This is a genomic window from Actinomadura kijaniata NBRC 14229 (assembly GCF_001552175.1).
GTDB lineage: Bacteria > Actinomycetota > Actinomycetes > Streptosporangiales > Streptosporangiaceae > Spirillospora > Spirillospora kijaniata.
Genome location: NZ_BCQR01000058.1, coordinates 1 through 22,095 on the forward strand (window position 1 = coordinate 1; position 22,095 = coordinate 22,095).

General features: G+C 71.8%; 27 protein-coding genes. 17 read left to right on the plus strand and 10 right to left on the minus strand.

Translation table 11 applies throughout. The features are described from left to right. The 3 genes from AKI01S_RS19130 to AKI01S_RS19140 form a co-directional block, all read left to right on the plus strand. Positions 1–661 (plus strand): S1C family serine protease (locus AKI01S_RS19130; protein ID WP_067819334.1); only part of this gene is annotated, 661 nt, incomplete at its 5' end. Between the two features lie 6 nt (positions 662–667). After that, positions 668–1,360 (plus strand): response regulator transcription factor, encoded by a 693-nt coding sequence (locus AKI01S_RS19135; protein ID WP_067819337.1) that lies wholly within the window; start codon positions 668–670, stop codon positions 1,358–1,360. Next, on the plus strand, positions 1,357–2,586 hold the full coding sequence (locus AKI01S_RS19140; protein ID WP_067819340.1) for a sensor histidine kinase: 1,230 nt from the start codon (positions 1,357–1,359) through the stop codon (positions 2,584–2,586). The genes AKI01S_RS19135 and AKI01S_RS19140 overlap by 4 nt, the downstream gene beginning before the upstream one ends. Here AKI01S_RS19140 and AKI01S_RS19145 read toward each other — a convergent pair. Beyond that, positions 2,564–3,040 carry a MarR family winged helix-turn-helix transcriptional regulator gene (locus tag AKI01S_RS19145; protein WP_067819343.1) on the minus strand — a complete coding sequence of 159 codons (477 nt, stop codon included), beginning with the start codon at positions 3,038–3,040 and terminating at the stop codon, positions 2,564–2,566. The two genes, AKI01S_RS19140 and AKI01S_RS19145, sit on opposite strands and share 23 nt — an antisense overlap. A gap of 80 nt (positions 3,041–3,120) precedes the next feature. On the opposite strand from AKI01S_RS19145, the gene AKI01S_RS19150 reads away from it, so the two are divergent. Both AKI01S_RS19150 and AKI01S_RS19155 read left to right on the plus strand, forming a co-directional pair. Beyond that, the gene (locus tag AKI01S_RS19150) at positions 3,121–3,570 is read left to right on the plus strand and encodes an SgcJ/EcaC family oxidoreductase (protein ID WP_067819346.1); all 450 of its coding nucleotides are present in this window, start codon (positions 3,121–3,123) and stop codon (positions 3,568–3,570) included. After that, positions 3,567–3,890, plus strand: a complete 324-nt coding sequence (locus AKI01S_RS19155; protein ID WP_067819349.1) for a hypothetical protein — start codon at positions 3,567–3,569, stop codon at positions 3,888–3,890. Before AKI01S_RS19150 ends, AKI01S_RS19155 begins: the two co-directional genes overlap by 4 nt. Here AKI01S_RS19155 and AKI01S_RS19160 read toward each other — a convergent pair. The 5 genes from AKI01S_RS19160 to AKI01S_RS19180 form a co-directional block, all read right to left on the minus strand. After that, positions 3,880–4,707, minus strand: coding sequence for an oxidoreductase (locus AKI01S_RS19160; RefSeq protein WP_067819351.1), 828 nt, complete (start codon positions 4,705–4,707; stop codon positions 3,880–3,882). The two genes, AKI01S_RS19155 and AKI01S_RS19160, sit on opposite strands and share 11 nt — an antisense overlap. A gap of 116 nt (positions 4,708–4,823) precedes the next feature. Next, positions 4,824–5,792 carry a zinc-binding dehydrogenase gene (locus AKI01S_RS19165; RefSeq protein WP_067819354.1) on the minus strand — a complete coding sequence of 323 codons (969 nt, stop codon included), beginning with the start codon at positions 5,790–5,792 and terminating at the stop codon, positions 4,824–4,826. A 105-nt stretch (positions 5,793–5,897) separates the two neighbouring features. Beyond that, positions 5,898–6,770: an ATP-binding cassette domain-containing protein gene (locus AKI01S_RS19170; RefSeq protein ID WP_083999823.1), complete on the minus strand. Its 873-nt coding sequence runs from the start codon at positions 6,768–6,770 to the stop codon at positions 5,898–5,900. A 4-nt stretch (positions 6,771–6,774) separates the two neighbouring features. Beyond that, positions 6,775–7,530 carry an amino acid ABC transporter permease gene (locus AKI01S_RS19175; RefSeq protein ID WP_245681695.1) on the minus strand — a complete coding sequence of 252 codons (756 nt, stop codon included), beginning with the start codon at positions 7,528–7,530 and terminating at the stop codon, positions 6,775–6,777. A gap of 109 nt (positions 7,531–7,639) precedes the next feature. After that, on the minus strand, positions 7,640–8,428 hold the full coding sequence (locus tag AKI01S_RS19180) for an ABC transporter substrate-binding protein (protein WP_245681696.1): 789 nt from the start codon (positions 8,426–8,428) through the stop codon (positions 7,640–7,642). Between the two features lie 441 nt (positions 8,429–8,869). Here AKI01S_RS19180 and AKI01S_RS19185 point away from each other — a divergent pair, with 441 nt between their 5' ends. Together AKI01S_RS19185 and AKI01S_RS19190 are read left to right on the plus strand one after the other, a co-directional pair. Further along, positions 8,870–10,057, plus strand: coding sequence for an NAD(P)-dependent malic enzyme (locus tag AKI01S_RS19185; RefSeq protein ID WP_067819360.1), 1,188 nt, complete (start codon positions 8,870–8,872; stop codon positions 10,055–10,057). Positions 10,058–10,334: 277 nt separating this feature from the next. Then, positions 10,335–10,913, plus strand: a complete 579-nt coding sequence (locus AKI01S_RS19190) for a CGNR zinc finger domain-containing protein (RefSeq protein WP_067819363.1) — start codon at positions 10,335–10,337, stop codon at positions 10,911–10,913. Here AKI01S_RS19190 and sodX read toward each other — a convergent pair. Further along, a complete protein-coding gene (sodX, locus tag AKI01S_RS19195; protein ID WP_245681697.1) occupies positions 10,874–11,272 on the minus strand; it encodes a nickel-type superoxide dismutase maturation protease in 399 nt (132 codons plus the stop codon). The genes AKI01S_RS19190 and sodX overlap by 40 nt on opposite strands. Before the next feature lie 186 nt (positions 11,273–11,458). Between sodX and sodN the strand changes: the two genes are divergently transcribed. From sodN to AKI01S_RS19215, 4 genes are all read left to right on the plus strand, one after another. Further along, positions 11,459–11,866, plus strand: coding sequence for a superoxide dismutase, Ni (gene sodN / locus AKI01S_RS19200; protein ID WP_083999825.1), 408 nt, complete (start codon positions 11,459–11,461; stop codon positions 11,864–11,866). Between the two features lie 106 nt (positions 11,867–11,972). Further along, entirely contained in the window at positions 11,973–12,467 is a 495-nt protein-coding gene (locus AKI01S_RS19205) for a GNAT family N-acetyltransferase (RefSeq protein ID WP_067819370.1), read from the plus strand. Positions 12,468–12,628: 161 nt separating this feature from the next. Beyond that, entirely contained in the window at positions 12,629–13,057 is a 429-nt protein-coding gene (locus tag AKI01S_RS19210) for an ATP-binding protein (RefSeq protein WP_067819373.1), read from the plus strand. 71 nt (positions 13,058–13,128) lie between these two features. Next, positions 13,129–13,887, plus strand: a complete 759-nt coding sequence (locus AKI01S_RS19215) for an RNA polymerase sigma factor SigF (RefSeq protein ID WP_067819515.1) — start codon at positions 13,129–13,131, stop codon at positions 13,885–13,887. Between the two features lie 69 nt (positions 13,888–13,956). Here the strand turns inward: AKI01S_RS19215 and AKI01S_RS19220 are convergent, their stop codons facing one another. After that, a complete protein-coding gene (locus AKI01S_RS19220) occupies positions 13,957–14,367 on the minus strand; it encodes a hypothetical protein (protein ID WP_067819375.1) in 411 nt (136 codons plus the stop codon). A gap of 155 nt (positions 14,368–14,522) precedes the next feature. On the opposite strand from AKI01S_RS19220, the gene AKI01S_RS19225 reads away from it, so the two are divergent. Both AKI01S_RS19225 and AKI01S_RS19230 read left to right on the plus strand, forming a co-directional pair. Next, complete coding sequence (locus AKI01S_RS19225; RefSeq protein ID WP_369688729.1) at positions 14,523–15,455, plus strand: diacylglycerol/lipid kinase family protein; 933 nt, start codon at positions 14,523–14,525, stop codon at positions 15,453–15,455. A 293-nt stretch (positions 15,456–15,748) separates the two neighbouring features. Beyond that, entirely contained in the window at positions 15,749–16,015 is a 267-nt protein-coding gene (locus AKI01S_RS19230) for a WhiB family transcriptional regulator (RefSeq protein WP_067819381.1), read from the plus strand. A gap of 171 nt (positions 16,016–16,186) precedes the next feature. On the opposite strand, the gene AKI01S_RS19235 is transcribed toward AKI01S_RS19230, so the two are convergent. Continuing rightward, positions 16,187–17,860, minus strand: coding sequence for a GAF domain-containing sensor histidine kinase (locus AKI01S_RS19235; protein ID WP_067819384.1), 1,674 nt, complete (start codon positions 17,858–17,860; stop codon positions 16,187–16,189). 70 nt (positions 17,861–17,930) lie between these two features. On the opposite strand from AKI01S_RS19235, the gene AKI01S_RS19240 reads away from it, so the two are divergent. The 3 genes from AKI01S_RS19240 to AKI01S_RS19250 all read left to right on the plus strand — a co-directional run bounded on the left by AKI01S_RS19240 (position 17,931) and on the right by AKI01S_RS19250 (position 20,691). Further along, positions 17,931–19,094: an 8-amino-7-oxononanoate synthase gene (locus AKI01S_RS19240; RefSeq protein WP_067819387.1), complete on the plus strand. Its 1,164-nt coding sequence runs from the start codon at positions 17,931–17,933 to the stop codon at positions 19,092–19,094. 91 nt (positions 19,095–19,185) lie between these two features. Further along, a complete protein-coding gene (locus AKI01S_RS19245; RefSeq protein WP_083999843.1) occupies positions 19,186–19,935 on the plus strand; it encodes a GntR family transcriptional regulator in 750 nt (249 codons plus the stop codon). 81 nt (positions 19,936–20,016) lie between these two features. After that, a complete protein-coding gene (locus AKI01S_RS19250) occupies positions 20,017–20,691 on the plus strand; it encodes a Uma2 family endonuclease (protein WP_169813978.1) in 675 nt (224 codons plus the stop codon). A 129-nt stretch (positions 20,692–20,820) separates the two neighbouring features. On the opposite strand, the gene AKI01S_RS19255 is transcribed toward AKI01S_RS19250, so the two are convergent. Next, entirely contained in the window at positions 20,821–21,366 is a 546-nt protein-coding gene (locus AKI01S_RS19255; protein WP_067819393.1) for a TetR/AcrR family transcriptional regulator, read from the minus strand. Positions 21,367–21,641: 275 nt separating this feature from the next. Here AKI01S_RS19255 and AKI01S_RS19260 point away from each other — a divergent pair, with 275 nt between their 5' ends. Then, on the plus strand, positions 21,642–22,094 hold the full coding sequence (locus tag AKI01S_RS19260) for a nuclear transport factor 2 family protein (RefSeq protein ID WP_067819395.1): 453 nt from the start codon (positions 21,642–21,644) through the stop codon (positions 22,092–22,094). Position 22,095: the final 1 nt, after the last annotated feature.

Consider the following 22,095-nt stretch of genomic DNA (forward strand, 5'->3'; position numbering starts at 1 on the left):
CGGGCGGGCCCCCGCGCCGATCCGCCAGTCCTCCGCCGGGCCGGTGAACGGCCCCGGCGACCTGTCCGACATGGCCGCCCGCGTGCAGGTGAGCGTCGTGTCGGTGGAGGTGGCCAGCGGCCGGGCCCGCGCCTCGGGGTCGGGGTTCGTGGTGGACCGGGGCGGCCACATCGTGACCAACGCCCATGTCGTGGACGGCGTGGCCGGGCAGGGCGGCGAGGTCGCCGTCGTGCTGTCGGACCGGCGGCGGCTCGCCGCCCGCGTCGTCGGGGCCGACGAGGCGCAGGACATCGCCGTGCTGGCCGTGGAGCCGCGCGACAGCCCGCCGCCGCTGGTGATGGGCCGGTCGGCGGACGTGCGGGTCGGCGACCCGGTGCTGGCGATCGGGTCGCCGCTGGGGCTGGCCGGGACCGTCACCGGTGGCATCGTCAGCGCCCTGGACCGCGAGCTGCCCGGCGGCGGCTCCCTGAACGGCCCGGTCCTGCAGACCGACGCCTCCATCAACCCCGGCAACTCCGGCGGCCCGCTGGTGAACGCGCGCGGCGAGGTCGTCGGCGTCAACACCGCGATGCTCAGCCGGGGCGGATCGGGTTCGATCGGGATCGGCTTCGCGATCCCGGCCGACCGGGCTGTCGACACGGCCCGCCGGCTCATAGGGTGAACGGCCATGCGGGTACTGCTCGTCGAGGACGAGGAAGACCTGGTCGAGGCGTTGCGGTTCGGCCTGGTGCGGGCCGGTTACGCGGTGGACGTCGCGCTGGACGTGGCGACCGGCACCGAGAAGCTGTACGCCGCCGCCTACGACCTGATGATCCTGGACCTGAACCTGCCCGACGGCGACGGCATGGAGTTCTGCCGGTCGATCCGCGCCGGGGAGGTGGCCGGGGAGACCGGGGCGGACCTGCGCATCCTGATGCTCACCGCCCGCGACCGGCTCGCCGACCGGGTGCAGGGCCTGGACCAGGGCGCCGACGACTACCTGGTGAAGCCGTTCGCGTTCCCCGAGCTGCTGGCCCGCGTGCGGGCGCTGCTGCGCCGCGACAGTGGCGGCGGGACGGCCGTGCTGACGGTGGGGGCGCTGCGGCTGGACACCTCCCGGCAGGAGGCGTTCCGGGGCGACCGGGCGCTGCGCCTGACGCCCAAGGAGTTCGCGGTGCTGCGCTACCTGATGGGCCGCCCCGGCGAGGTCGTCTCCAGCGAGGAGCTGCTGGAGCACGTGTGGGACGAGAACGCCGACCCGTTCACCAACACCGTGCGGGTCACGGTCGGCACGCTGCGCCGCAAGCTCGGCGACGACGACCCGCCGCTGATCGAGACGCTGGTGCGGCGCGGGTACCGGCTGCGGGAGGTGCCCGCGTGAGGCCGCCGGCGTTCACCCAGACGATCCGCTTCCGGCTGACCGTCATGTACTCGACGCTGCTGTTCGTGCTGACGGCGCTGGTGCTCGGCGGCGTCTACTGGGTGATCGCCGCCAACACCGACGCGCGCCCGATCAGCAAGACGTTCAACGCCGAGAAGGTCCGCGTCACCGCCGACGGCAGCAAGCTGTCCACCGGGCAGGTGGTGGAGGTGGTGAAGGAGAGCGAGGTCGCCTCCGCCATCCACTACGAGACGCAGCGGACGCTGCGGAACTACTCGCTGGGGGTGCTGGGCGGGCTGTTCGTGGCGAGCCTCGGCATCGGCTGGGTGCTGTCGGGCCGCGCGCTGCGGCCCGTCGCCGCGATCACCGCCGCCGCCGAGGAGATCCAGGCGACCGACCTGTCGCGGCGCATCCGGCTGGCCGGGCCCAAGGACGAGCTGCGGTCGCTGGCCGACACGGTCGACTCGATGCTGGACCGGCTGGACGCGGCGTTCGAGGCGCAGCGCCGCCTCATCGACGACGCCTCGCACGAGCTGCGCAGCCCCCTGGCGATCATCCGGGCGAACCTGGACGCCGTGCTGACCGCGCCCGGCACCGACCCCGCCGACCACGACCGCGCGGTGCAGGTCGTCGACCGCGCCACCACCCGCATGACCCGGCTGGTGGAGGACCTGCTGGCCACCGCCCGCCGGTCCGCGCCCGCCCTCGACGACGCCGACGTGGACCTGGCGACCGTCGCGCGGGAGGCCGTGGAGGAGCACGGGCCCCTGGCCGCCGAGCGCGGCCAGACCCTGGTGCTGCGCACCACCCCCGGCCTGACGGTGATCGGCGACCATGACGCGCTGCGCCGCGCCGTCGGCAACCTGCTGTCCAACGCGGTCCGCCTGGCCCCGCCCGCCTCCGCCGTCACCGTCGGCGCGGGCCGCCGCGACGGCTGGCTGTGGCTGGCGGTCAAGGACACCGGCCCCGGCATCCGCGCGGACGACCGGGAGCGCGTGTTCGACCGGTTCTGGCGCGGCGACCGGCACCGCCCCGGCGAACGCCGCACCGGCCTCGGCCTGGCGATCGTCCGGCACATCGCCGAGTCGCACGGCGGCCAGGTGCGGCTGCACTCGGAGGAGGACGTCGGCAGCACGTTCGTGCTGTGGTTCCCGGTCTCCCCGACCGGCGAGCAGCCGCCGCCGGTCGATCCGCTCGCCGCCCCTAACGCCGCTTCCGGTCCCTGAGCGCGGCGCGGATCTCCTCGGTGGCCTCGCGGAACGCCGGGGCGGCGCGGTGGAAGTAGTCGAACAGCACCTCCCGCTGCTCGGGCGTGTACCGCTCCAGCACCTCGCCGACGCGGCGGCGCGCCGGTCCCACGATGGCGTCGATGTCGACGTCGGGCGCGTCCGGCGCCGGTTCGACGACGACCCGGCGGCGGTCGCCCGGATCGGCGACGCGCCGCACGCGGCCCGCCCGCTCCAGCCGGTCGATCAGCCGGGTGGTCGCGCCCGTGGTCAGGCCGGTGCGCGCGGACAGCTCGCCCGGGGTCAGGCTCCCGGCCAGGGAGATCTGGCTCATCGCGTACCACTCGGACGCCTGGAGCCCGGCCGCCTCCGCCCCGGCCAGGGCGTGCAGCCCCACCGCGTCGAGGTAGTCGCGGAAGATCTCGTGCCGTTCGCCCGAAGGCCGCTGCGCCATGACACTCCTTGAATATCTGCATGTGTGCAGATACTGTCTCCATGCAGAAACTGTTCCAGTCTAACGAACAGGAGCATGCCATGCCGGTCGCGCACGACCCCACCGAGGTCACCGCCGTTCTGGACGCCCTCAACGACGCCTGGGAACGCGGCGACGCCGACGCCTACGGGGAGCTGTTCACCGAGGACGCCACCTACACGACGTACGTCGGCACCCGGTACCGGGGGCGCCGCGACATCGTGGAGAGCCACCGCATGCTCTTCGGGAGGTTCCTCAAGGGGACCCGGCTCGCCGGGGAGATCGCGGACGTCCGCTTCCTCACCCCCGACGTCGCGGTGATCACGGGGCGCGGCGACACCTACAAGGGCAGGGCCCCGCGCAAGCTCGACAAGGTGCAGACCACCACGCTGGTCCGGGAGGGCGACGGGCGGTGGCGCATCGCCGCGTTCCACAACACCAAGCGGAAGCCGTTGCTGGAGGCCGTCGGCTTCCGGGTCGCGCCGGGCACCGTTCCGGGAGGCCGGCGGTGAGCGCGGCGCCGCTGGCCGAGGAGACGGGCCACGTGGACCGCGCGCCCGCCGAGGTCCGGCGGGCGCTGGTCGCGATGTTCTCCGACGGGTACCTGAGGGTCGAGGAGCGGGACGACCTGGTCGCCGTCCAGGGCGGATGGTGGTACCGGGGCGAGTACCACCTCGCCCCGGAGGGCGACGGCACGCGGATCACCCACCGCGTGCTCAACGTCGCCACCCGGGGCCGCTGGGCCGTTCCCCTGGCCAACCGGTTCTTCGTCGGCTTCCGGGAACGGACCCGGGAGGGGTTCGCCGGGACGCTGCGCGCGCTCAGTCGCTGAACCGGGTGTCGCGGGCGACCTTCTCCCAGGCGGTGACCTCGGCGCGGACCGCGTCGAGGTGCCCGAGGACCGCGTCCACCGCGTCGTCGCCGAGCGGCAGCCGCAGCGGGGTCTCCTCCGCCTCCAGGGCCGCCAGGATGGCGGCGGCGGCCTTGGCGGGGTCGCCGGGCTGCGCGCCGTCGCCCGTCTCGACCATCCGCCGGGTCGGGCCGACCGTGTCGGCGTAGGCGTCGCTCGGCTCGCTGAGGCCGACGTTGGCGAACAGCGAGGTCCGGAACGCCCCCGGCTCCACCACCAGCACCTTGATCCCGAACGGCCGCACCTCGTCGGCCAGCGCCTCCGACAGGCCCTCCAAGGCGAACTTGGTGGCGCTGTAGGCCCCGAAGCCCGCGAACGACATCTGCCCGCCCATGCTGCTCATCTGCACGATCGCGCCGCCTCCCCGGCGGCGCATGTGCGGCAGGACGGCGCGGGTCAGCGCGGCCGGGCCGAACACGTGCACCTCGAACAGCGCCCGCAGCTCCGCGTCGGTGGTCTCCTCCACCGCTCCGACGTGGCTGCGGCCCGCGTTGTTGACCAGCACGTCGACGCGCCCGTGCCGCTCCACGACGCCCGCCACGGCCGCGTCGACCGCGGCGGCGTCGGTGACGTCCAGCTCCACCGCCTCCACCCGGCCCGGGTGCGCGGCCACCAGGTCGTCCAGGGCGGCCGGACGGCGCGCGGCGGCGACCACCACGTCCCCGGCGGCCACGGCGGCCTCGGCGATCGCACGCCCGAAACCGCTGGTGGCGCCGGTGACCAGCCATACCTTGCTCATCGGGAAACTCCTCGCGTCATGGTCGGGGGGAACGCGTCCGACTCTGCCGCCGCACGTCCCGCCCCGTCCAAGACACGTCGCGATAACCGATGGCTATGACCGTCCGGGAGGAGCACTCAGGGAGTGAAGACGATCTTCCCGAAGAGGTCGCCCCCGTGCATCGCCGCGAAGCCCTCGCCCGCCCGCGACAGCGGCAGCACCCGGTCGATGTGCGGACGCACACCCGTCTTGACCAGGAACTTCGCCAACCGTTCCAGTTGCGCCCGGGTGCCCATCGTCGAGCCGACGACCGACAGCTGGAGGAAGAACACGCGGTTCAGCTCGGCCGGCGGCACCTGCCCGCTGGTCGCCCCCGACACCACGATCCGCCCGCCGGGCCGCAGCGACTTCAGCGAGTGCGACCAGGTCGCCTCGCCCACGGTCTCGATGACGGCGTCGACGCGTTCGGGCAGCCGCGCCCCCGGCTCGAACACCGCGTCGGCCCCCAGCTCCAGGGCCCGCTTGCGCTTGGCCTCGCTCCGGCTGGTCGCGAACACCCGGAACCCGGCCGCCGCCCCCAGCGCGATGGCGGCGCTCGACACGCCCCCGCCCGCGCCCTGTACCAGCACCGACCCGCCCGGCCGCAGCTCCGCCTTCTCGAACAGCATCCGGTAGGCGGTCAGCCACGCCGTCGGCAGGCAGGCCGCCTCCTCGAACGACAGCCCCTCGGGCTTGGGCACCAGGTTGCGGCGCGGCACCACGACCTTCTCGGCGAACGTCCCGTCGTGCTTCTCCGACAGCAGCGTCCGCTTCGGGTCCAGCGTCTCGTCCCCGTCGCCCCGGTCCGGGTCGCCGATGACGGCGTGCACGATGACCTCGTTGCCGTCCTCGTCCACCCCGGCCGCGTCGCACCCGAGGATCATCGGAAGCTGCTCCTCGCGCAGCCCCACGCCCCGGAGCGACCACAGGTCGTGGTGGTTGAGCGCGGCGGCCCGCACCGTGACGGTCGCCCACCCGTCGGGGGCCTGCGGATCGGGCCGCTCCCCCGCCGTCAGCCCGTTGAGCGGATTGTCTGCGTCGAAACTCGTAGCCGTGACAGCGAACATGCCCCGACCCTAGTCCGCCGCCCCCCACCGGATCAGCACCCGGTTACCGGAAACGCGAACGGCCCCCGCCTCCCGGAGGGGAGGCGGGGGCCGCCGACGCGTGGGCTAGAGCGCTCCGACGCCTCCGGCGCCGGCGCCCTCGCCGCCGTGGCGGCTCGGGCCCTTGACCATGTCCGGGGACTCCTCGCCGGTGAGGCCCCGGTGCGGGTGCCCGGTGTCCAGCTCGTCCGGCTCGGCGTGGGTCGGGTCCAGCACGCGGCGCAGGAACGTCTGCGTGCGCGGGTGCTCCGGCGCGCCGATCACCCGGTCCGGCGAGCCCTCCTCGACGATCACGCCGCCGTCCATGAACACCACGCGGTCGGCCACGTCGCGGGCGAACGCCATCTCGTGCGTGACCACGATCATGGTCATGCCCTCGTCGGCGAGCTGCCGCATGACCGCCAGCACGTCCCCGACCAGCTCGGGGTCGAGCGCCGAGGTGGGCTCGTCGAACAGCATCAGGTCGGGGTCCATCGCCAGGGCGCGGGCGATGGCGACGCGCTGCTGCTGGCCGCCCGACAGCTGCGCCGGGTAGCTCCTGCCCTTGCCCTCCAGGCCGACCTTCGCCAGGTTCTCCTCGGCGACCCGGACGGCCTCGGCCTTGCCGCGCTTGAGCACGCGTCGCTGCGCGATGGTGATGTTGTCCAGCACCGTCAGGTGCGGGAACAGGTTGAACTGCTGGAACACCATGCCGACGCGGCGGCGCGCGGCGTCGATGTCCACGTCGGGGTGGGTCAGCTCCAGCCCCTCGACGAACACCTGCCCCTTGGTCGGGGTCTCCAGCAGGTTCACGCAGCGCAGCAGCGTCGACTTGCCCGAGCCGGACGGCCCGATGACGCAGATGACCTGGCCGCGGTCGACCGTGAAGTCGATCCCCTTCAGCACCTCCAGGGATCCGAACGACTTGTGCAGGTCGCGGATCTCCACCATGTGGGTCATCGGGTCACCGTGCCTTCGCCTGTCGCGCTTCGAGCCGCCGCACCACGATGCCCAGCGGCACCGTGATGATCAGATAGGACGCGCCCGCCACCACGAACGGCGTCGCGTCCGCCGTGTTGATGGCGAAGTCCGAGCCCATCTTGGTCAGCTCGACGCCGGCCGCCGCGATGCCGAGCGCCGACACCAGGGACGAGTCCTTGAACAGCAGCACCAGTTCGTTGGTCAGCGGCGGGATGATGATCCGCAGCCCCTGCGGGATGACGATCGAGAACATCGCGCGGGGATAGGACATGCCCAGCGAGCGGGCCGCCTCCATCTGGCCGCGCGGCACCGCCTGGATGCCCGCCCGGAACGTCTCGGCCATGTAGGCCGCCGCGACCAGGCCCAGGCCGACCGCGACGGCGCCGACCGTCCCGCCGGGCACCGGCCCGCCGAGGGCGACCGGCAGGCCGAACCCGATGATCAGCAGGGTGAGCAGCGCCGGCAGTCCGCGGAAGATCTCCACGAACAGCAGCGCGACCCAGCGGTACAGCGCCACCGACGACAGCCGCATCAGCGCCACGACCAGGCCGAGCACGAAGCCCACCACGTAGGCGCTGACGGTGTAGATGACGGTGTTCTTCAGGGCGACCGTGAACAGGTCCGGGTACATCTCCCGGGTCGCCTTGAAGTCGAAGAACGTCTCCTGGATCTTCGGCCAGTCGATGGTGAAGGCCAGCACGACCAGCACGACCACGAACAGGACGTACTGCGTGATCATGCTGATCCGGCGCCGTTGCCGGGGGGACAGCCCGGACCGGCCGGCGGTGGCGCCGGCAGGTCCGGACGGTTCCTTGCTGGTGGTAACCATGATCGAGATCAGGCCCCCGTCAGAACTTCGGCGTGGTCTGCGGCTCCGAGCCGATCCACTGGACGTAGCTCTTCTTCCAGGTGCCGTCGGACACCGCGGTCTTGATGGTCTCGTCGATGACCTTCAGCAGCTCGGGGTTGCCGCCCTTCTTCACCGCGAAGCCGTACTGCATGCCCGACGGGAACTGGTTGCTCAGCTCGTACTTGCTGGACACGTCGGGCTTCTTCATCCAGTCGTTGACGACCGGCAGGTCCTGGAGGATGACGTCGATCTGCCCGGACTGCATGGCCAGCAGCTGCTTGCCCGCGTCGTCGAACTCCTTGGCCGGGATGCCCTTCTTCTTGGCCTCGTCCAGGCTGGTGGTGCCGGTCTGGACGCCCAGGCGCAGGTTCTTGGCCTTCACCTCGTCCAGCGACTTGACCCCCGCCCCCTTCTTGATCATCAGACCGAGGGTCTCGGGGAAGTAGGGCACCGAGAAGTCCAGGTTGGCCTTGCGCTCGTCGGTGATCGTCATACCGGCGGCGGCCACGTCGCAGCGGCCCGAGTTGAGCGCCGCGCCGCTCTTGATGATGTCGAACTTCACGTCGACGATCTCCTGGGTGACGCCGAGCTTCTTGGCGACCAGGTCGATCATGTCCACGTCGAAGCCGACGGTCTTGCCGCCCTGGGGGAACTGGAACGGCGGGTAGGGCAGGCTGGTGCAGGTCTTCAGCTTGCCGGGGGTCACCAGCTTCACCCCGGGGACCTTGGGCTGCTGTGCCGACGAGTTCTTGTCGTCGCCGCCGGCGCACGCTCCCAGCGCGAGCACACCCGCAAGGGCAATTGCGGCCGTCACGGCACGACGACCCAGAGAACCGGTGCTCATCAGGTCCCCCTCCATTTTCTTCACGTCAGATCCGGGCAGATCCGAGGGTTGAGGGCACATCCTGTCGCATGACGAGGACGTATCCGATTAAGGATGCGAAACAATCACACAACAGTGCGGACCTATCCGCGTGCCCACCGATCACCTGCCGATCATTGCCGACGCCGCCCGCCCGCGTCACGCACCGGTGTCGCCGGCGTCCCGGCGCGGCGGGTCGCGTGACGATCCTCACCTGCCGTTTCCTGGAAGTCCGGCGGCCGTGTGGCACAATCGGACAACGGGTGACCCCCGTACGTCGCGAGATGCCTCCCGGGTGCACGGCCACCAGACCGCACCACCTTGCGGCGGGCATCGCCCGAATCCATTTCACTGACAGGGGTCGCTGTGGCTGCTGAGCCCATTCCCACCGAACCGTCCCTCGACGACGATCCGGCGTTCTCGCTGCACCGCGGCGGCAAGCTGGAGATGCGTTCCAGCATCCCGGTGCGCAACGCCGAGGACCTCTCGCTGGCCTACACGCCCGGCGTGGCCCGGGTCTGCACCGCCATCGCCGACAACCCCGAGCTCGCCCACGACTACACCTGGACCTCCAGGGTCGTCGCGGTCGTCACCGACGGCACCGCCGTGCTCGGACTGGGCGACATCGGCCCGGCCGCCTCCATGCCGGTCATGGAGGGCAAGTCGCTGCTGTTCAAGGAGTTCGCGGGCGTCGACTCGGTGCCGATCGCGCTGAACTGCACCGACGTGGACGAGATCGTCGACACCGTCATCCGGATGGCCCCGAGCTTCGGCGGCATCAACCTGGAGGACATCTCCGCGCCGCGCTGCTTCGAGATCGAGGACCGGCTGCGCGCCGCGCTGGACATCCCGGTGTTCCACGACGACCAGCACGGCACGGCGATCGTGACGCTGGCGGCGCTCAAGAACGCCGCCCGCCTGGTCGGCAAGGACCTGTCGGAGCTGCGCGCGGTCGTGGCGGGCGCGGGCGCGTCCGGCATCGCCGTGTCGAAGATCCTCATCAACGCGGGCATCGGCGACATCGCGCTGTCCGACAGCAAGGGGCTGATCTACGAGGGCCGGGACGGGCTCAACCCCATCAAGCAGGAGATCGCGACGATCACCAACCGGTCGCGCCTGGAGGGCTCCACCGAGGAGGCGCTGGGCGGCGCGGACGTGTTCATCGGCCTGTCCGGCAGCACCGTCCGGGAGTCGTGCGTGGCGACGATGAGCGAGGACGCCATCGTGTTCGCGCTGTCCAACCCGACCCCGGAGGTCCACCCGGAGGTCGCGCGGCGGCACGCGAAGGTCGTGGCGACCGGCCGCAGCGACTTCCCCAACCAGATCAACAACGTGCTGGCGTTCCCCGGCATCTTCCGCGGCGCGCTGGACGTGCGGGCGCACACCATCACCGAGGGCATGAAGCTGGCGGCCGCCGACGCGCTGGCCGCGATCGTCGGTGACGACCTGTCGGCCGACTACGTGATCCCGAACCCGTTCGACGAGCGGGTCGCCCCGGCGGTGACCGAGGCGGTCGCCGCGCAGGCCCGCCGGGAGGGCGTCGCCCGCGCCTGACCCAGGCATCCGACGCACGACGGCCCGTGATCCCCCGGGGGGATCACGGGCCGTCACCGTTCCGGTCACCCCGCGCCACCCCGAGGCGGCCATGGAGTTTGTTTCCGATCGGCCGTCCGACGATCAATTTGACGGCCGCCACCGGCCACGACCGCACAATATTTCATATTCTGCGACTCTCGTGCCTGCTTCCTTCGTCACCCAAGGTGTAATACTCGACATAGGGGAATCACCACCTCAACGATTCGCACATCAGGTCACTCCGTCAGGAGCGCACGTGGACCTCGCCTCTTACGCGGACCTGGCGATCGAACTCGTGAACACGCGGGATTCCGCCGGCGACGCGCTACAGGACCTGACCGGACTACAGACCCTGCTGCGGGACAAACCGCACATGGGCGGCCGCATCGGCCACCGCGACCTGGACGTCATGCGCAGCCTCCGCGCCGAGCTGCACGCCGTCTTCGTCGCCGCCGCGGCCGGACGCGAGCAGGAGGCCATGGACCGCCTCAACTCGCTGCTCATCCAGCATCCCGTCCATCCGCAGATCTCCGACCACGACGGCGAGTGGCATCTGCACCTCAACGAGGGCGGCTCGATCCCCGACCGGTTCGCCGCCCGCGCCGCGATGGGCCTGGCCGTGAAGATCAGCGACCACGGCCTCCAGCGCCTCGGGGTGTGCCGCGCCGACGGCTGCGAACGGGTGTTCTTCGACGCCACGCCCACCCGGACCCGCCGCCACTGCGCCGTCCACTGGACGGGCCGCCCCGGCGTCGCCGCCGCCCGCCGCACCAGCGACCAGGTCACCGCCGAGGTTCAGCCCCCGGCGGGGAACACCCGGGGCGACGGCCAGTAGCGGGCCACCACGCGCCCCAGCACCAGCCGGTCCGGCACCGCGTCGAAGTCCCAGCTGTCCTGGCGCCCGGCGGCCCCCTGGTTGTCGCTCTCCAGCCACCAGCCGTCCCCGGACCGGAACGCCGCGCGCTTCACCACCAGCGTCCCCGGCCGCAGCGGATGCCGCGCGACCACCACGTCCCCGGCCGACACGCGCGCCCCGTTCCGCACCAGCAGCCAGTCCCCCGGCCGCAGCGCCGGCAGCATCGACTCCCCCGTCACCGCGACCGCCCGCACCCGCCGCCGCGCCAGCAGCACGCCTCCGGCGGCCAGCGCGCCCCCGGCCGCCAGCAGCGGCCCGGCGGCTCCCCTCGACTTCATCCCGCGCTCCTCGATTGAACGGCCGCCGAGCGGTGAAGGACCGGCGAGTCCGGCGAACCCGGCGCACGGGCCGTGGCCTGTGGGTCCTACGCCCAAAGACCGAGCGCCCTGACGCGCCGCCGCCGCGCGCACAAGAGTAATGTCAGAGACCTGAGCATGATCCGTTACGAGGGAAGGGAAACGAAGGTGCTCGTCAACCTTCTGCGCCCCACGACCAAGGTGAGCGCGCACTGCGACCTGCCGTGCGGCGTCTACGACCCCGCGCAGGCCCGCATCGAGGCCGAGTCGGTCAAGGCGATCATTGAGAAGTACCACGCCAACGAGGACCCGGTCTTCCGCGCCCGCGCGCTGCAGATCAAGGAGCAGCGCTCCAACCTGGTCAAGGAGCACCTGTGGGTGCTGTGGACCGACTACTTCAAGCCGCCGCACTTCGAGAAGTACCCGCAGCTCCACGAGCTGTTCAACGAGGCCACCAAGCTGGCCGGTGCCGCGGGCACCAAGGGCAGCGTGGACGTGAAGGTCGCCGAGGAGCTCCTCGCCAAGATCCAAGAGATCAGCGACATCTTCTGGGAGACCAAGAAGGTCGCCGCCTGACCTCCGCCTGACCTCCGGGCGAACCCGCGCACGCGCGGACCGGGCCCGCCCGCCGCACTCCGGCGGGCGGGCCCGTCGCGTTCCCGGTACGCGATAACCTGCGGCAATGATCCGCAATGCGACCCCCGAGGACGTTCCGGAGATCCTCCGGCTGATCCGTGACCTGGCCGAGTACGAGCGCGCCCTGCACGAGGTGCGGGCCACCGAGGAGCAGCTGAACGCCGCCCTGTTCGGCCCCGAGCCCAAGGTCTTCGCGCTGATCGCCGAGCACGAGGGCCGGGTCGTGGGCTTCGCGGTCTGGTTCCTGACGTTCTCCACCTGGCTCGGCCGCCACGGCATCTACCTGGAGGACCTGTACGTCGACCCGGAGATGCGGGGCCGGGGCTACGGCAAGCTGCTGCTGGCCGAGCTCGCCCGCATCGCCGACGAGCGCGGCTACGGCCGCGTCGAGTGGGCCGTGCTGAAGTGGAACACCCCGTCGATCAGGTTCTACGAGTCGCTCGGCGCCCGCCCGCAGGACGAGTGGGACGTCTACCGGCTCACCGGTGACACCATCGGGGAACTCGCCGGGAGCGCCGTCACGCCCGTCACGGGACGTTGAGCTCGTCACACGGCGTGACTTATTTCGCTTCGTGTACGGGTTTGCGGGGCGAACTGCGAAGTCGGCGCGACATCGGTGGGAAAGCCACGCGCGCCGAACGCTCGCACCGGGCCCCGTTAGCGGTAGTTTCGAAACAGCGGGACCATCCCACGAGGAGTGACGTGACCGAGGAAACCGCTGCACTGGCGGCCAGTACGAAGTTGTCCGAGCGCGACGTGGTGACGGTGAAGCTGCCGGCCGCCTCCGCGTACCTGTCCGTGCTGCGGACCGCGACGGCGGGTCTGGCGGCGCGCCTGGACTTCACACTGGACGAGATCGAGGATCTGCGCATCGCCGTGGACGAGGCGTGTGCGATGCTGCTCGCGCAGGCGGTCCCGGGGACCGACCTGACCTGCGAGTTCGAACTGACCGACGACACCGTCCGGATCGCGGTGTCCGTGCTGACCGTCGACGGTCAGGAGCCCAGCCGCGAGACGTTCGCCTGGACCGTTCTGTCGTCGCTGGCCGGTGAGGTGGACGCCCGCGCGGGCGCCGACGACCGGGTCACCGTGACGCTCCAGAAGCGCCGCGGTTCTGCGGGGGCCCCGTGACGGAAAAGACGACATCCCTGGCGGGCGAGGGTAACGAGCGCCCCGAGGCCGTGACCGGCAACAGCAGCGCCGTGCCGGACCGCGCGCGGGCGCGCGCGCTGTTCGAGCGGCTCGCCGAGCTGCCCGAGGGCGACCCCGAGCGCCAGCGCATCCGCGACCAGCTCGTGGAGCTGCACCTGCCGCTGGTGGAGTACCTGGCGCGCCGGTTCCGCAACCGCGGCGAGTGGCTGGACGACCTGATCCAGGTCGCCACCATCGGCCTGATCAAGTCGATCGACCGGTTCGACCTGGGCCGGGGCGTGGAGTTCTCCACCTACGCCACGCCCACGATCGTCGGTGAGATCAAACGGCACTTCCGCGACAAGGGCTGGGCGGTCCGGGTCCCCCGGCGGCTCCAGGAGCTGAAGCTGTCGCTGACCAAGGCGATCAGCGACCTCGCGCAGCGCGAGGGCCGCGCGCCCACCGTCAGCGAGCTGGCGGCGCACCTCCAGATGAGCGAGGAGGAGGTGCTGGAGGGCCTGGAGTCCGCCAACGCCTACTCCACCGTCTCGCTGGACGCCCCCGACTCCGGCGACGAGGACGCCCCGGCGGTCGCCGACTCGCTCGGCATGATCGACGAGTCGCTGGAGGGCGTGGAGTACCGCGAGTCCCTCAAGCCGCTGCTGGAGAAGCTCCCGGCCCGCGAGAAGAAGATCCTGCTGCTGCGCTTCTTCGGCAACATGACGCAGTCGCAGATCGCGGCGGAGCTGGGCATCTCCCAGATGCACGTGTCCCGCCTGCTGGCGCGGACGCTGGCCCAGCTGCGCGAGGGCCTGACCGCCGACGAGTGACGCGACGGACGACGAACGCCGTGGAGCGCCGGACCCCGGAAGGGGCCGGCGCTCCACGGCGTCGCGGGGTCACTCCGAAAGCTCGGAGGTGTCCTCGTCCTCCTCGGCCTCGGCCAGCCAGCGGGTCGTCGGGCCCGCCAGGACCGTCACCAGCGCGCCGACCGCGGCCACGCCCAGCGGGATCGCGTACGCCGGCTGGTCGCTCTGCCACAGGCTCCACGTCACCGGCAGCGCGAAAAGCTGGGTGACGACGACCGGCGCGCGGGACCAGTGCCGCGCCAGCAGCAGGCCGCGGGCGACACCCACCATGACGGCCCCGCCCACCAGCGCGAACACGGTCAACGCGACGGCGGTCGCCGGATCGACGGCCTTGCCGAGGACGGTCTCCAGGCCGACGAACAGCCCGAAGCCGAGGGCGGCCAGGCCCTCCAGGCCCTCGAACGCGGCGGCGGCGTAAACGGTGCTGGGACGCTTGGACACAACCCGAAACCCTACTGCCCGCTCCGCGCGGGCCCGCCGCGACCCGACGCGATCGGGCTCCGGTCCGGGCACTGACCGGGTGTTGGGGCGTTCGCGGTGGACCCATGGTGGGCTCATGCCCCGGACGAGGTGGATACCCTTGCGCCGTGCGCGCGATGCTGATCGCCAACCCCATGGCGACCTCCACCTCCCGGCGGGCCCGCGAACTGCTGCTGCGGGCCTTCACCGGCGACCTCGACGTGGACGTCGCCGAGACCGGGCACCGCGGCCACGCCACCGAGCTGGCCCGCCGCGCCGCCGACGAGGGCTTCGACATGGTGATCGCGCTGGGCGGCGACGGCACCGTGAACGAGGCGGTGAACGGCCTGCTCGCGCAGGGCGCGGACCCGGAGCTGCCCGCGCTGGCGGTGCTGCCGTGCGGGAGCGCCAACGTGTTCGCGCGCGCCCTGGGCCTGCCCAACGACCCGATCGCCGCGACCCGCCCGGTGCTGGAGGCGCTGCGGGCCGGGCGGCACCGTTCGGTGGGGCTGGCGGTGGCCGAGCTCGCCGACGGGACCGAGCGGTACTTCACGTTCAACGCGGGCGTGGGCCTGGACGCCGAGGTGGTGCGCGAGGTGGAGCTGCGGCGGCTGGGCGGCGCGAAGGCCGACCCGTCGCTGTATGTGCGCACGGCGCTGCGGCATTTCTTCACCGGCACCGACCGGCGCCATCCGGCGCTTACGTTGGAAGTGCCGGGACGGCCCAGCAAAGAAGGCCTCTTTCTCGCCTTTGTGTCCAATGCCGCGCCGTGGACTTTCCTCGGGCCGTTGCCGGTGAATCCCAGTCCGAAGGCGAACTTCTCGCGCGGGCTGGATGTGTTCGGGATGCGTTCGCTGGACGTGGCGCCGACGCTGGCGGCGCTGGTGCGGATGATGTCGGCGCGGACCCGGCCGGTGGAGGGGCGGCAGGTGGTGAACGTCCACGATGCGGCGCAGGTCACACTGCACGCCGACCGCCCGGTGGCGTTCCAGCTGGACGGCGACTACCTGGGCGAGCAGGAGGGCTTCGTGTTCCGGGCGGTGCCCAGGGCGGTGCGGATCGTCATTTGAGGCCGCCGCCGGACCCTGTTAACAGGAAAGCAACAGCGGCGACCCACTGATGTGACACATACGACACCCAACCTTTGAGAAACATTTCTCAAAGGTCTTGCGTCTGCCCAGGCGGCCCTGACACGCTCAAAGTGCGCCAGCCGACAGGTGGCCCAGTGCCGTCAGCCTCCTGATCGCAGCGCCGCCACACCGTCACCCCTGACCAAACCTTTTGGATCTTGGGGTGTTCGCGACGTGTGAATCTGTTCACAAGTGAAGTGACTTCCACCATCGCTGACGAAGGAGTGGACCGCATGGACTGGCGCCACCGCGCAGCCTGCCGTGACGTGGACCCCGAGCTGTTCTTCCCGATCGGTAACACCGGGCCCGCGCTCCTGCAGATCGAAGAGGCCAAGCAGGTGTGCCGGCGTTGCGACGTGACCGACGCCTGCCTGCGCTGGGCCCTGGAGTCCGGCCAGGACTCCGGCGTCTGGGGCGCCATGGGCGAGGACGAGCGCCGCGCCCTCAAGCGCCGCGCCGCCCGGGCCCGCGCCCGCGCCAACGCCGACGTGTCGGCCTGACGGCGGCCGCACGACGACACCGCGACACCACAACTCCACGAGGACCGCGACACTTCGACGGCGGCGCCGCCTCCGAACCTCCCGGCCGGAGAGCCCAGGGCGTCTCAGGCGAACGAACCCCCGTGACACCACGGGGGTTCGTCGCGTCCCGCCCCTTCGCCGCGGCACCCGTCAGCGCGGCGGTCCGGGGCGCTGCCCGTGGTCGAGGGGGACGTCCACCTCCACCTCCGTGCCGCCGCCGGGCCGGGCCCGGAAGTCCAGCCGGCCGCCCAGCTCGCCGACGATCAGCGTGCGGACGATCTGCAGGCCGAGGCTGTTGCTGTTCTCCACGTCGAAGTCGTCGGGCAGGCCCACGCCGTCGTCGGAGACGGTGACGACCAGCCGCCGCCCCTCGCCCGCCGGTTCGCGCGGCGCGGCCTGGGCGTCGCCGGAGTCGGGCCACTCCCCCCACACGGGGGTCTGCGCCGTGTCCACGGCCGTCCTCACCGCGGGGCCGGGCTCGCCGTAGCGGCGGGCCGAGACCTCCAGGGTGCCGCCCCGGTGGTTGGCCAGGCCGTGCTCCAGGGCGTTCTGCAGCAGCTCGGTCAGCGCCATCGCCAGCGGGGTGGCGATCTCGGCGGACAGCACGCCGAACGTCCCGGTGCGCTTGGGCACCACGCGCGTCTCGGGCGTGGACACCTCCCCCGCCATCATGATCACCCGGTCGGCGATGTCGTCGAAGTCGATCAGCTCGTCCGGGGTGAGCGACAGGGTCTCGTGCACGATCGCGATGGACCCGACGCGCCGCACCGCCTCGTCCAGCGCCGCCCGCCCCTCGGGGATGCGCAGCCGCCGCGCCTGGAGCCGCAGCAGCGCCGCCACGGTCTGCAGGTTGTTCTTCACCCGGTGGTGGATCTCCCGGATGGTGGCGTCCTTGGTCATCAGCTCCCGGTCGCGCCAGCGCAGCTCGGTGACGTCGCGGCACAGCACGATCGCGCCGATCCGGGTGCCGCCGACCACCAGCGGGATGGTCCGCAGCTGCATGATCGACCCGTTGGCCTCGACCTCGACCTCGCGGGGGGCGCGCCCGCTGAGCACGGCGCTGACCGCCTCCTCCACGGGCTCGCCGGTGTCGCACAGCGCACCGGTGACCGTTCCCAGGGACTCGCCGACCAGGTCGCCGGAGAACCCCAGGCGCCGGAACGCCGACTGCGCGTTGGGGCTGGCGTAGGTGATGCGGCCGGCGCGCTCCAGGCGGATCAGCCCGTCGCCGACGCGCGGGGAGCGCACCAGGTTGGGCTCCTCCCCCGGCACCGGGAACCGCCCCTCGGCGATCATCTGGGCGAGGTCGCTGGCGCTCTGCAGGTAGGTCAGCTCCAGGCGGCTGGGCGTGCGGGCGGAGCTGAGGTTGGTGGAGCGCTGGATGACGCCGACCAGCTTGGTGCCGCGCCGGACCGGGATGGACTCCTCGCGGACCGGTATCCCGCTGCCCCACTCGGGGTCGCCCTCGCGCACGATGCGGCGTTCCCGCCAGGCCACGTCGATCAGCCCGCGCCGCCCGGTCCGCACGACCTTGCCCACCAGGTCCTCGGGGTAGGCGGTGGGGCCGGTCGTGGGGCGCATCTGGGCGATGGCGACCCAGCCGGGCACCGCGTCGGGCGCGGCCGGGCGCGGGTCGCCGCCCCGGGGCCGCCGCCCCGGCTCCTCGGGCGGCGCGGCGTCCGCCTTCAGCGGGACCCACAGCAGCAGGTCGGCGAAGGACAGGTCGGCCAGCAGCTGCCAGTCCGACACCAGGGCGTGCAGCCACTCCACGTCCTCGGCGGTCAGATCGGTGTGGTCGCGCACCAGGTCGCTCAACGTAGGCACAAAACACATCATCGCTCATTTGTCGCCCTGCCCCATCCCCGACACCGCTCCCACCTGGCAGGATGCGCGCATGACCGACGTCCTGGCCCGTTTCCGCGCCGCCGCGCTCCGCCGGGAGGAGGCGGGCCTGCGCCGCCGCCTGCACCCCCGCACCGCCGACCACGACGGGCTGCTCGACCTGGCCTCCAACGACTACCTGGGGCTGTCACGCGACCCCCGCCTGATCGAGGGCGCGGTCCGCGCGGCACGGCACTGGGGCACCGGCTCGACGGGATCCCGCCTGGTCACCGGCACCACCGAGCTGCACGCCGAGCTGGACCGGCGGCTGGCGGCGTTCACCGGGGCGGCGGCGGGGCTGACGTTCTCCTCGGGCTACCTGGCGAACCTGGGCGCGGTGGCGGGGCTGGCCGGCCCCGGCGTGCTGGTGGTGTCCGACCAGGTCAACCACGCCTCCATCGTGGACGCCTGCCGCCTGTCGCGGTCCCGCGTGGTGATCGTCCCGCACCGGGACGCCGCCGCCGTGGAGCAGGCGCTCGCCGAACGCGAGGAGGCGCACGCGCTGGTGGTCACCGACGCGGTGTTCTCGGTGGACGGCGACCTGGCCCCGCTGGGCGACCTGCACCGGGCCGCCCGCGCCCACGGCGCCCTGCTGGTGGTCGACGAGGCGCACTCGCTGGGCGTCGTCGGCCCCGAGGGCCGGGGCGCGGCCCACGCCGCCGGTCTCACCGGCGAACCGGACGTGGTCCTGACCCTGACGCTGTCCAAGTCCCTGGCCGCGCAGGGCGGGGCGGTCCTGGGCGCGCCCGAGGTGATCGACACGCTGGTGGACACGGGACGCTCGTTCATCTTCGACACCGGCCTCAACCCGGCGGCGGCCGGCGCGGCCCTGGCGGCCCTGGACGTCGTCGAGGCCGATCCGGACCTGCCGGCGCGGGCCCGTTCCAACGCCGCCGCCCTGTCAAACCTCGCGGCCGGTCTCGGCCTGGAGACCGCCGTCCCGGCCGCCGCCGTCGTCCCCGTGTTCCTCGGTGAACCCCATCTCGCCCTCCAGGCCCGCGAAACCTGCCGTGACCACGGTGTCCGGGTCGGCTGTTTCCGTCCCCCCTCGGTCCCCAAGGGCCGCGCCTGCCTGCGCCTGACGGCCCACGCGGGCCTGAACGAGACCGATATCGCAACACTCCGGGGGGCCCTGACGCGGGTGGCGGCCTCTACCGCCCGTAGTCTTCGGACGTAACATCGGGGACAACCGGTGATGAACGTGAGGAGAGGCCGTGACGGAGGTCAGTGGCAGGCCCCGCCACGGGGTCGGCTACGAACGCGCGCCGTTGGGTGACATCAACAGGCGTCACCCGGCGTCGACGCCGGCGAGGATTCCCAAGTACTACAAGCTCAAGGAACTGCTGGTCGAGCTGATCCAGTCCCTCCCGCCGGGCAGCCCGCTCCCCCCGGAGCGCACCCTGGCCGAGAAGTACGAGACCTCCCGCACCACGGTCCGCCAGGCCCTCGCCGAGCTGGTCGTCGAGGGGCGGCTCCAGCGCATCCAGGGCAAGGGGACGTTCGTCGCCAAGCCGAAGGTCTCCCAGGAACTCCAGCTCGTCTCCTACACCGAGGACATGCGCCACCACGGCCTGCACCCGGAGACCCGCATCCTGGAGATCGGCTACGTGAGCGCCGACGAGCGCCTGGCGGCGCTGCTCGGCATCCGCCCCGGCGGCCGGGTCCTGCGCATCCACCGCCTCCGCCTGGCCGACGGCGAACCGATGTCGATCGACACCTCCCACCTCCCGGCCCGCCGCTTCCCCGGGCTGCGCCGGGAGCTGCCGAGGCACCGTTCCCTGTACGAGACGCTGGGCACGGCGTACGACGTCCACCTGGCGGAGGCCGAGGAGACGATCGAGACCGTCCTGGCCACCCCGCACGACGCGCAGCTGCTCGGGGTGGACGTGGGGCTGCCGATGCTCCTGCTGTCGCGGCACGCGTTCGACTCGACGGGCCAGCCGGTGGAGTGGGCGCAGTCCCTGTACCGGGGCGACCGCTACAAGTTCATCACCCGCCTGCGCCGCGACCGCCACTGACGCCCGGTCACTCTCGGCGACCGCTCCTGCCGTTCTGGGTACGCTCAGAGTCAAGGACCCCTACGATGACTGGAGCAGATCGTGAGGGAGGAGTCGCCGAACGTGACCGTCACGCTTCACTACAGGGACCCGGAAGCCTTCCCCGACACCCTGTTCAACCTGTGGGCGAACGACAGGCTCGATGACTTCTTCCCCGTGCCCGAAGGCTCCAAAGTCGAAGTCGTCGAAGGCGAGATCATCGTGTCCCCCGCCGCACCCCCCGAACACAACGGCTTCGTCGCCGACATCATCGACTCGCTGGGCGACGCACGGCGGGACCAGCCCGATTTCCCGTGGGGATACGACGTCGGGAGCGGGCTCGTACTCGTGGGCACGGAGAAGGGGTTCGTCCCCGACCTGACCGTCCTTGACCGGCAGGCCGCCCTGTCCGTGCGCAGGACGAGGGCCAAGAAGCTCGTCTCCGACGAGGCCGAGATGGTCGTGGAGATCACTTCGCCCGGGAACGCGGACACCGACCGACGTCCCCGGACACGCCGGAACGACAACAAGTGGAACTCCTACGCCGCCTCGGGCATCCCCTACTACCTGCTCGTCGACCGCGACCCGAAAGTCGCCCGCGTCTTCCTGTACTCCATCCCGGACGAGGCGACCGCCGCCTACCTCCACGAGGACTCGTGGGCGTTCGGCGAGACCATCCGCCTCCCGGAGCCGCTCGACTTCGAGATCGACACCGAGCTCTGGGAGCCCTGGGAGTAACGCTCATGTTCCTCCCGGAACGGACACGGAACACTCCGCCCGCCGTGCCCTACGCCATGTGGGCACGGGGCGAGATCACCGTCTCCGTGGCCCCGTGGGACATCCGGCACGACTTCAGGGCCGGTGGGGTCAGCCGCGCAGGGTGCGGGCCCAGGGGGCGTCGACGGTCGTGGCGCCCACCGCGTGGACCACGTTGACCAGCAGGGAGTCGGCGAAGTAGCGGCGGAGCCGCTCGTCGGACGCGCCGGAGACCGCCCTGATGTACTCGACCTGCTTGGCGTAGCAGGCGCGGACCGCCTCGCCGATGACCGGGACGCTCGCGGCGCAGTTGCCGTGCATGAGGATCATCAGCAGGTCGCGGTCGGCGACCACCTTGTCGTAGGACGAGCCCAGGGCCCTGAGGACGACCTCGGGGTCGGTGCCGTCGACGGCCGCGACCGTCTCGGCCGCCGCCTCGCGCAGCCGGGCCGAGCAGTAGTCGATCACGGCCGCGAACAGGGTCTCCTTGTCGGGGAACAGCCGGTAGAGGTAGCCCTGCGAGATGCCCGCGGCCTTGGCGACGTCCATGGTGGAGGTGCCGTAGTAGCCGCGTTCGGCGAACGTGCCGACCGCCGTGCGCAGGACGGTGGCGCGTCGCTCCTCGGCGGTCGAACGCTGCCGCTCCCTGGTGCTCATGCGATTAATCAACCACTTTCATCTCGCGCCCGTCAAACCGGCTGACCGGGGCCGCAGACGACCGCCGCCCGAGATCGGCGGTTTGACATCTCCAAGATGTGAGTGGTTAATTGCTTCCATGTGAGCCGGACGGCCGCCCGTCGGACCGCCGCTCACCGGAGGGGACGCGCGCCGTCCCCCGCCGTTCAACAGCCATGGGCTCAGTGCGCCCTCACAAGAAAGTGGTCAACCGCTTACTAGAGGGCCGGCCCGCACGCGAAAGGACGTCAGGAACCATGACCACCGGCACCGAAGTCGTTCGCGCCCGCGCCCAGCGGACCTTCCGGGACCACCTCGACCTGCTCTCGGCCGGGCGGATCCCCGAGTGGGTGGACCTGTTCACCGAGGACGGGGTCCTGGAGTTCCCCTACGGTCCCGAGGGCTACCCCCGCGAGGTCAGGGGCAAGGCGGGGCTGCACGCCTACATGAGGAACTTCCCCGAGCACTTCCAGGTCGAGTTCACCGACCTGCGCTTCCACGAGACCACCGACCCCGCGCTGGTCGTCGCCGAGTTCCGGAGCCGGGGCACCGCCCGGTCCACGGGCCGCCCCTACGAGCAGACCTACATCTCCCTGGTCTGGACGGAGAACGGCAGGATCAGCCGCTACGTCGACTACTGGAACCCGCTGGTGGCCATCGAGGCCCTCGGCGACGACGCCGACGACATGGTCTCGGCCTTCGGCGCCTGAC

Bases quoted from the DNA above. Each gene is read 5' to 3' on its own strand.
- AKI01S_RS19175 (WP_245681695.1), bottom strand. From the start codon at position 7,530: ATGATCACGCAGTACGTCCTGTTCGTGGTCGTGCTGGTCGTGCTGGCC.
- AKI01S_RS19255 (WP_067819393.1), bottom strand. From the start codon at position 21,366: ATGAGCACCAGGGAGCGGCAGCGTTCGACCGCCGAGGAGCGACGCGCC.
- AKI01S_RS19165 (WP_067819354.1), bottom strand. From the start codon at position 5,792: ATGTTCGCTGTCACGGCTACGAGTTTCGACGCAGACAATCCGCTCAAC.
- AKI01S_RS19205 (WP_067819370.1), top strand. From the start codon at position 11,973: ATGATCCGCAATGCGACCCCCGAGGACGTTCCGGAGATCCTCCGGCTG.
- AKI01S_RS19145 (WP_067819343.1), bottom strand. From the start codon at position 3,040: ATGGCGCAGCGGCCTTCGGGCGAACGGCACGAGATCTTCCGCGACTAC.
- AKI01S_RS19225 (WP_369688729.1), top strand. From the start codon at position 14,523: ATGCTGATCGCCAACCCCATGGCGACCTCCACCTCCCGGCGGGCCCGC.
- sodX (WP_245681697.1), bottom strand. From the start codon at position 11,272: ATGAAGTCGAGGGGAGCCGCCGGGCCGCTGCTGGCGGCCGGGGGCGCG.
- AKI01S_RS19260 (WP_067819395.1), top strand. From the start codon at position 21,642: ATGACCACCGGCACCGAAGTCGTTCGCGCCCGCGCCCAGCGGACCTTC.
- AKI01S_RS19150 (WP_067819346.1), top strand. From the start codon at position 3,121: ATGCCGGTCGCGCACGACCCCACCGAGGTCACCGCCGTTCTGGACGCC.
- AKI01S_RS19170 (WP_083999823.1), bottom strand. From the start codon at position 6,770: ATGACCCACATGGTGGAGATCCGCGACCTGCACAAGTCGTTCGGATCC.
- AKI01S_RS19230 (WP_067819381.1), top strand. From the start codon at position 15,749: ATGGACTGGCGCCACCGCGCAGCCTGCCGTGACGTGGACCCCGAGCTG.
- AKI01S_RS19240 (WP_067819387.1), top strand. From the start codon at position 17,931: ATGACCGACGTCCTGGCCCGTTTCCGCGCCGCCGCGCTCCGCCGGGAG.
- AKI01S_RS19160 (WP_067819351.1), bottom strand. From the start codon at position 4,707: ATGAGCAAGGTATGGCTGGTCACCGGCGCCACCAGCGGTTTCGGGCGT.
- AKI01S_RS19135 (WP_067819337.1), top strand. From the start codon at position 668: ATGCGGGTACTGCTCGTCGAGGACGAGGAAGACCTGGTCGAGGCGTTG.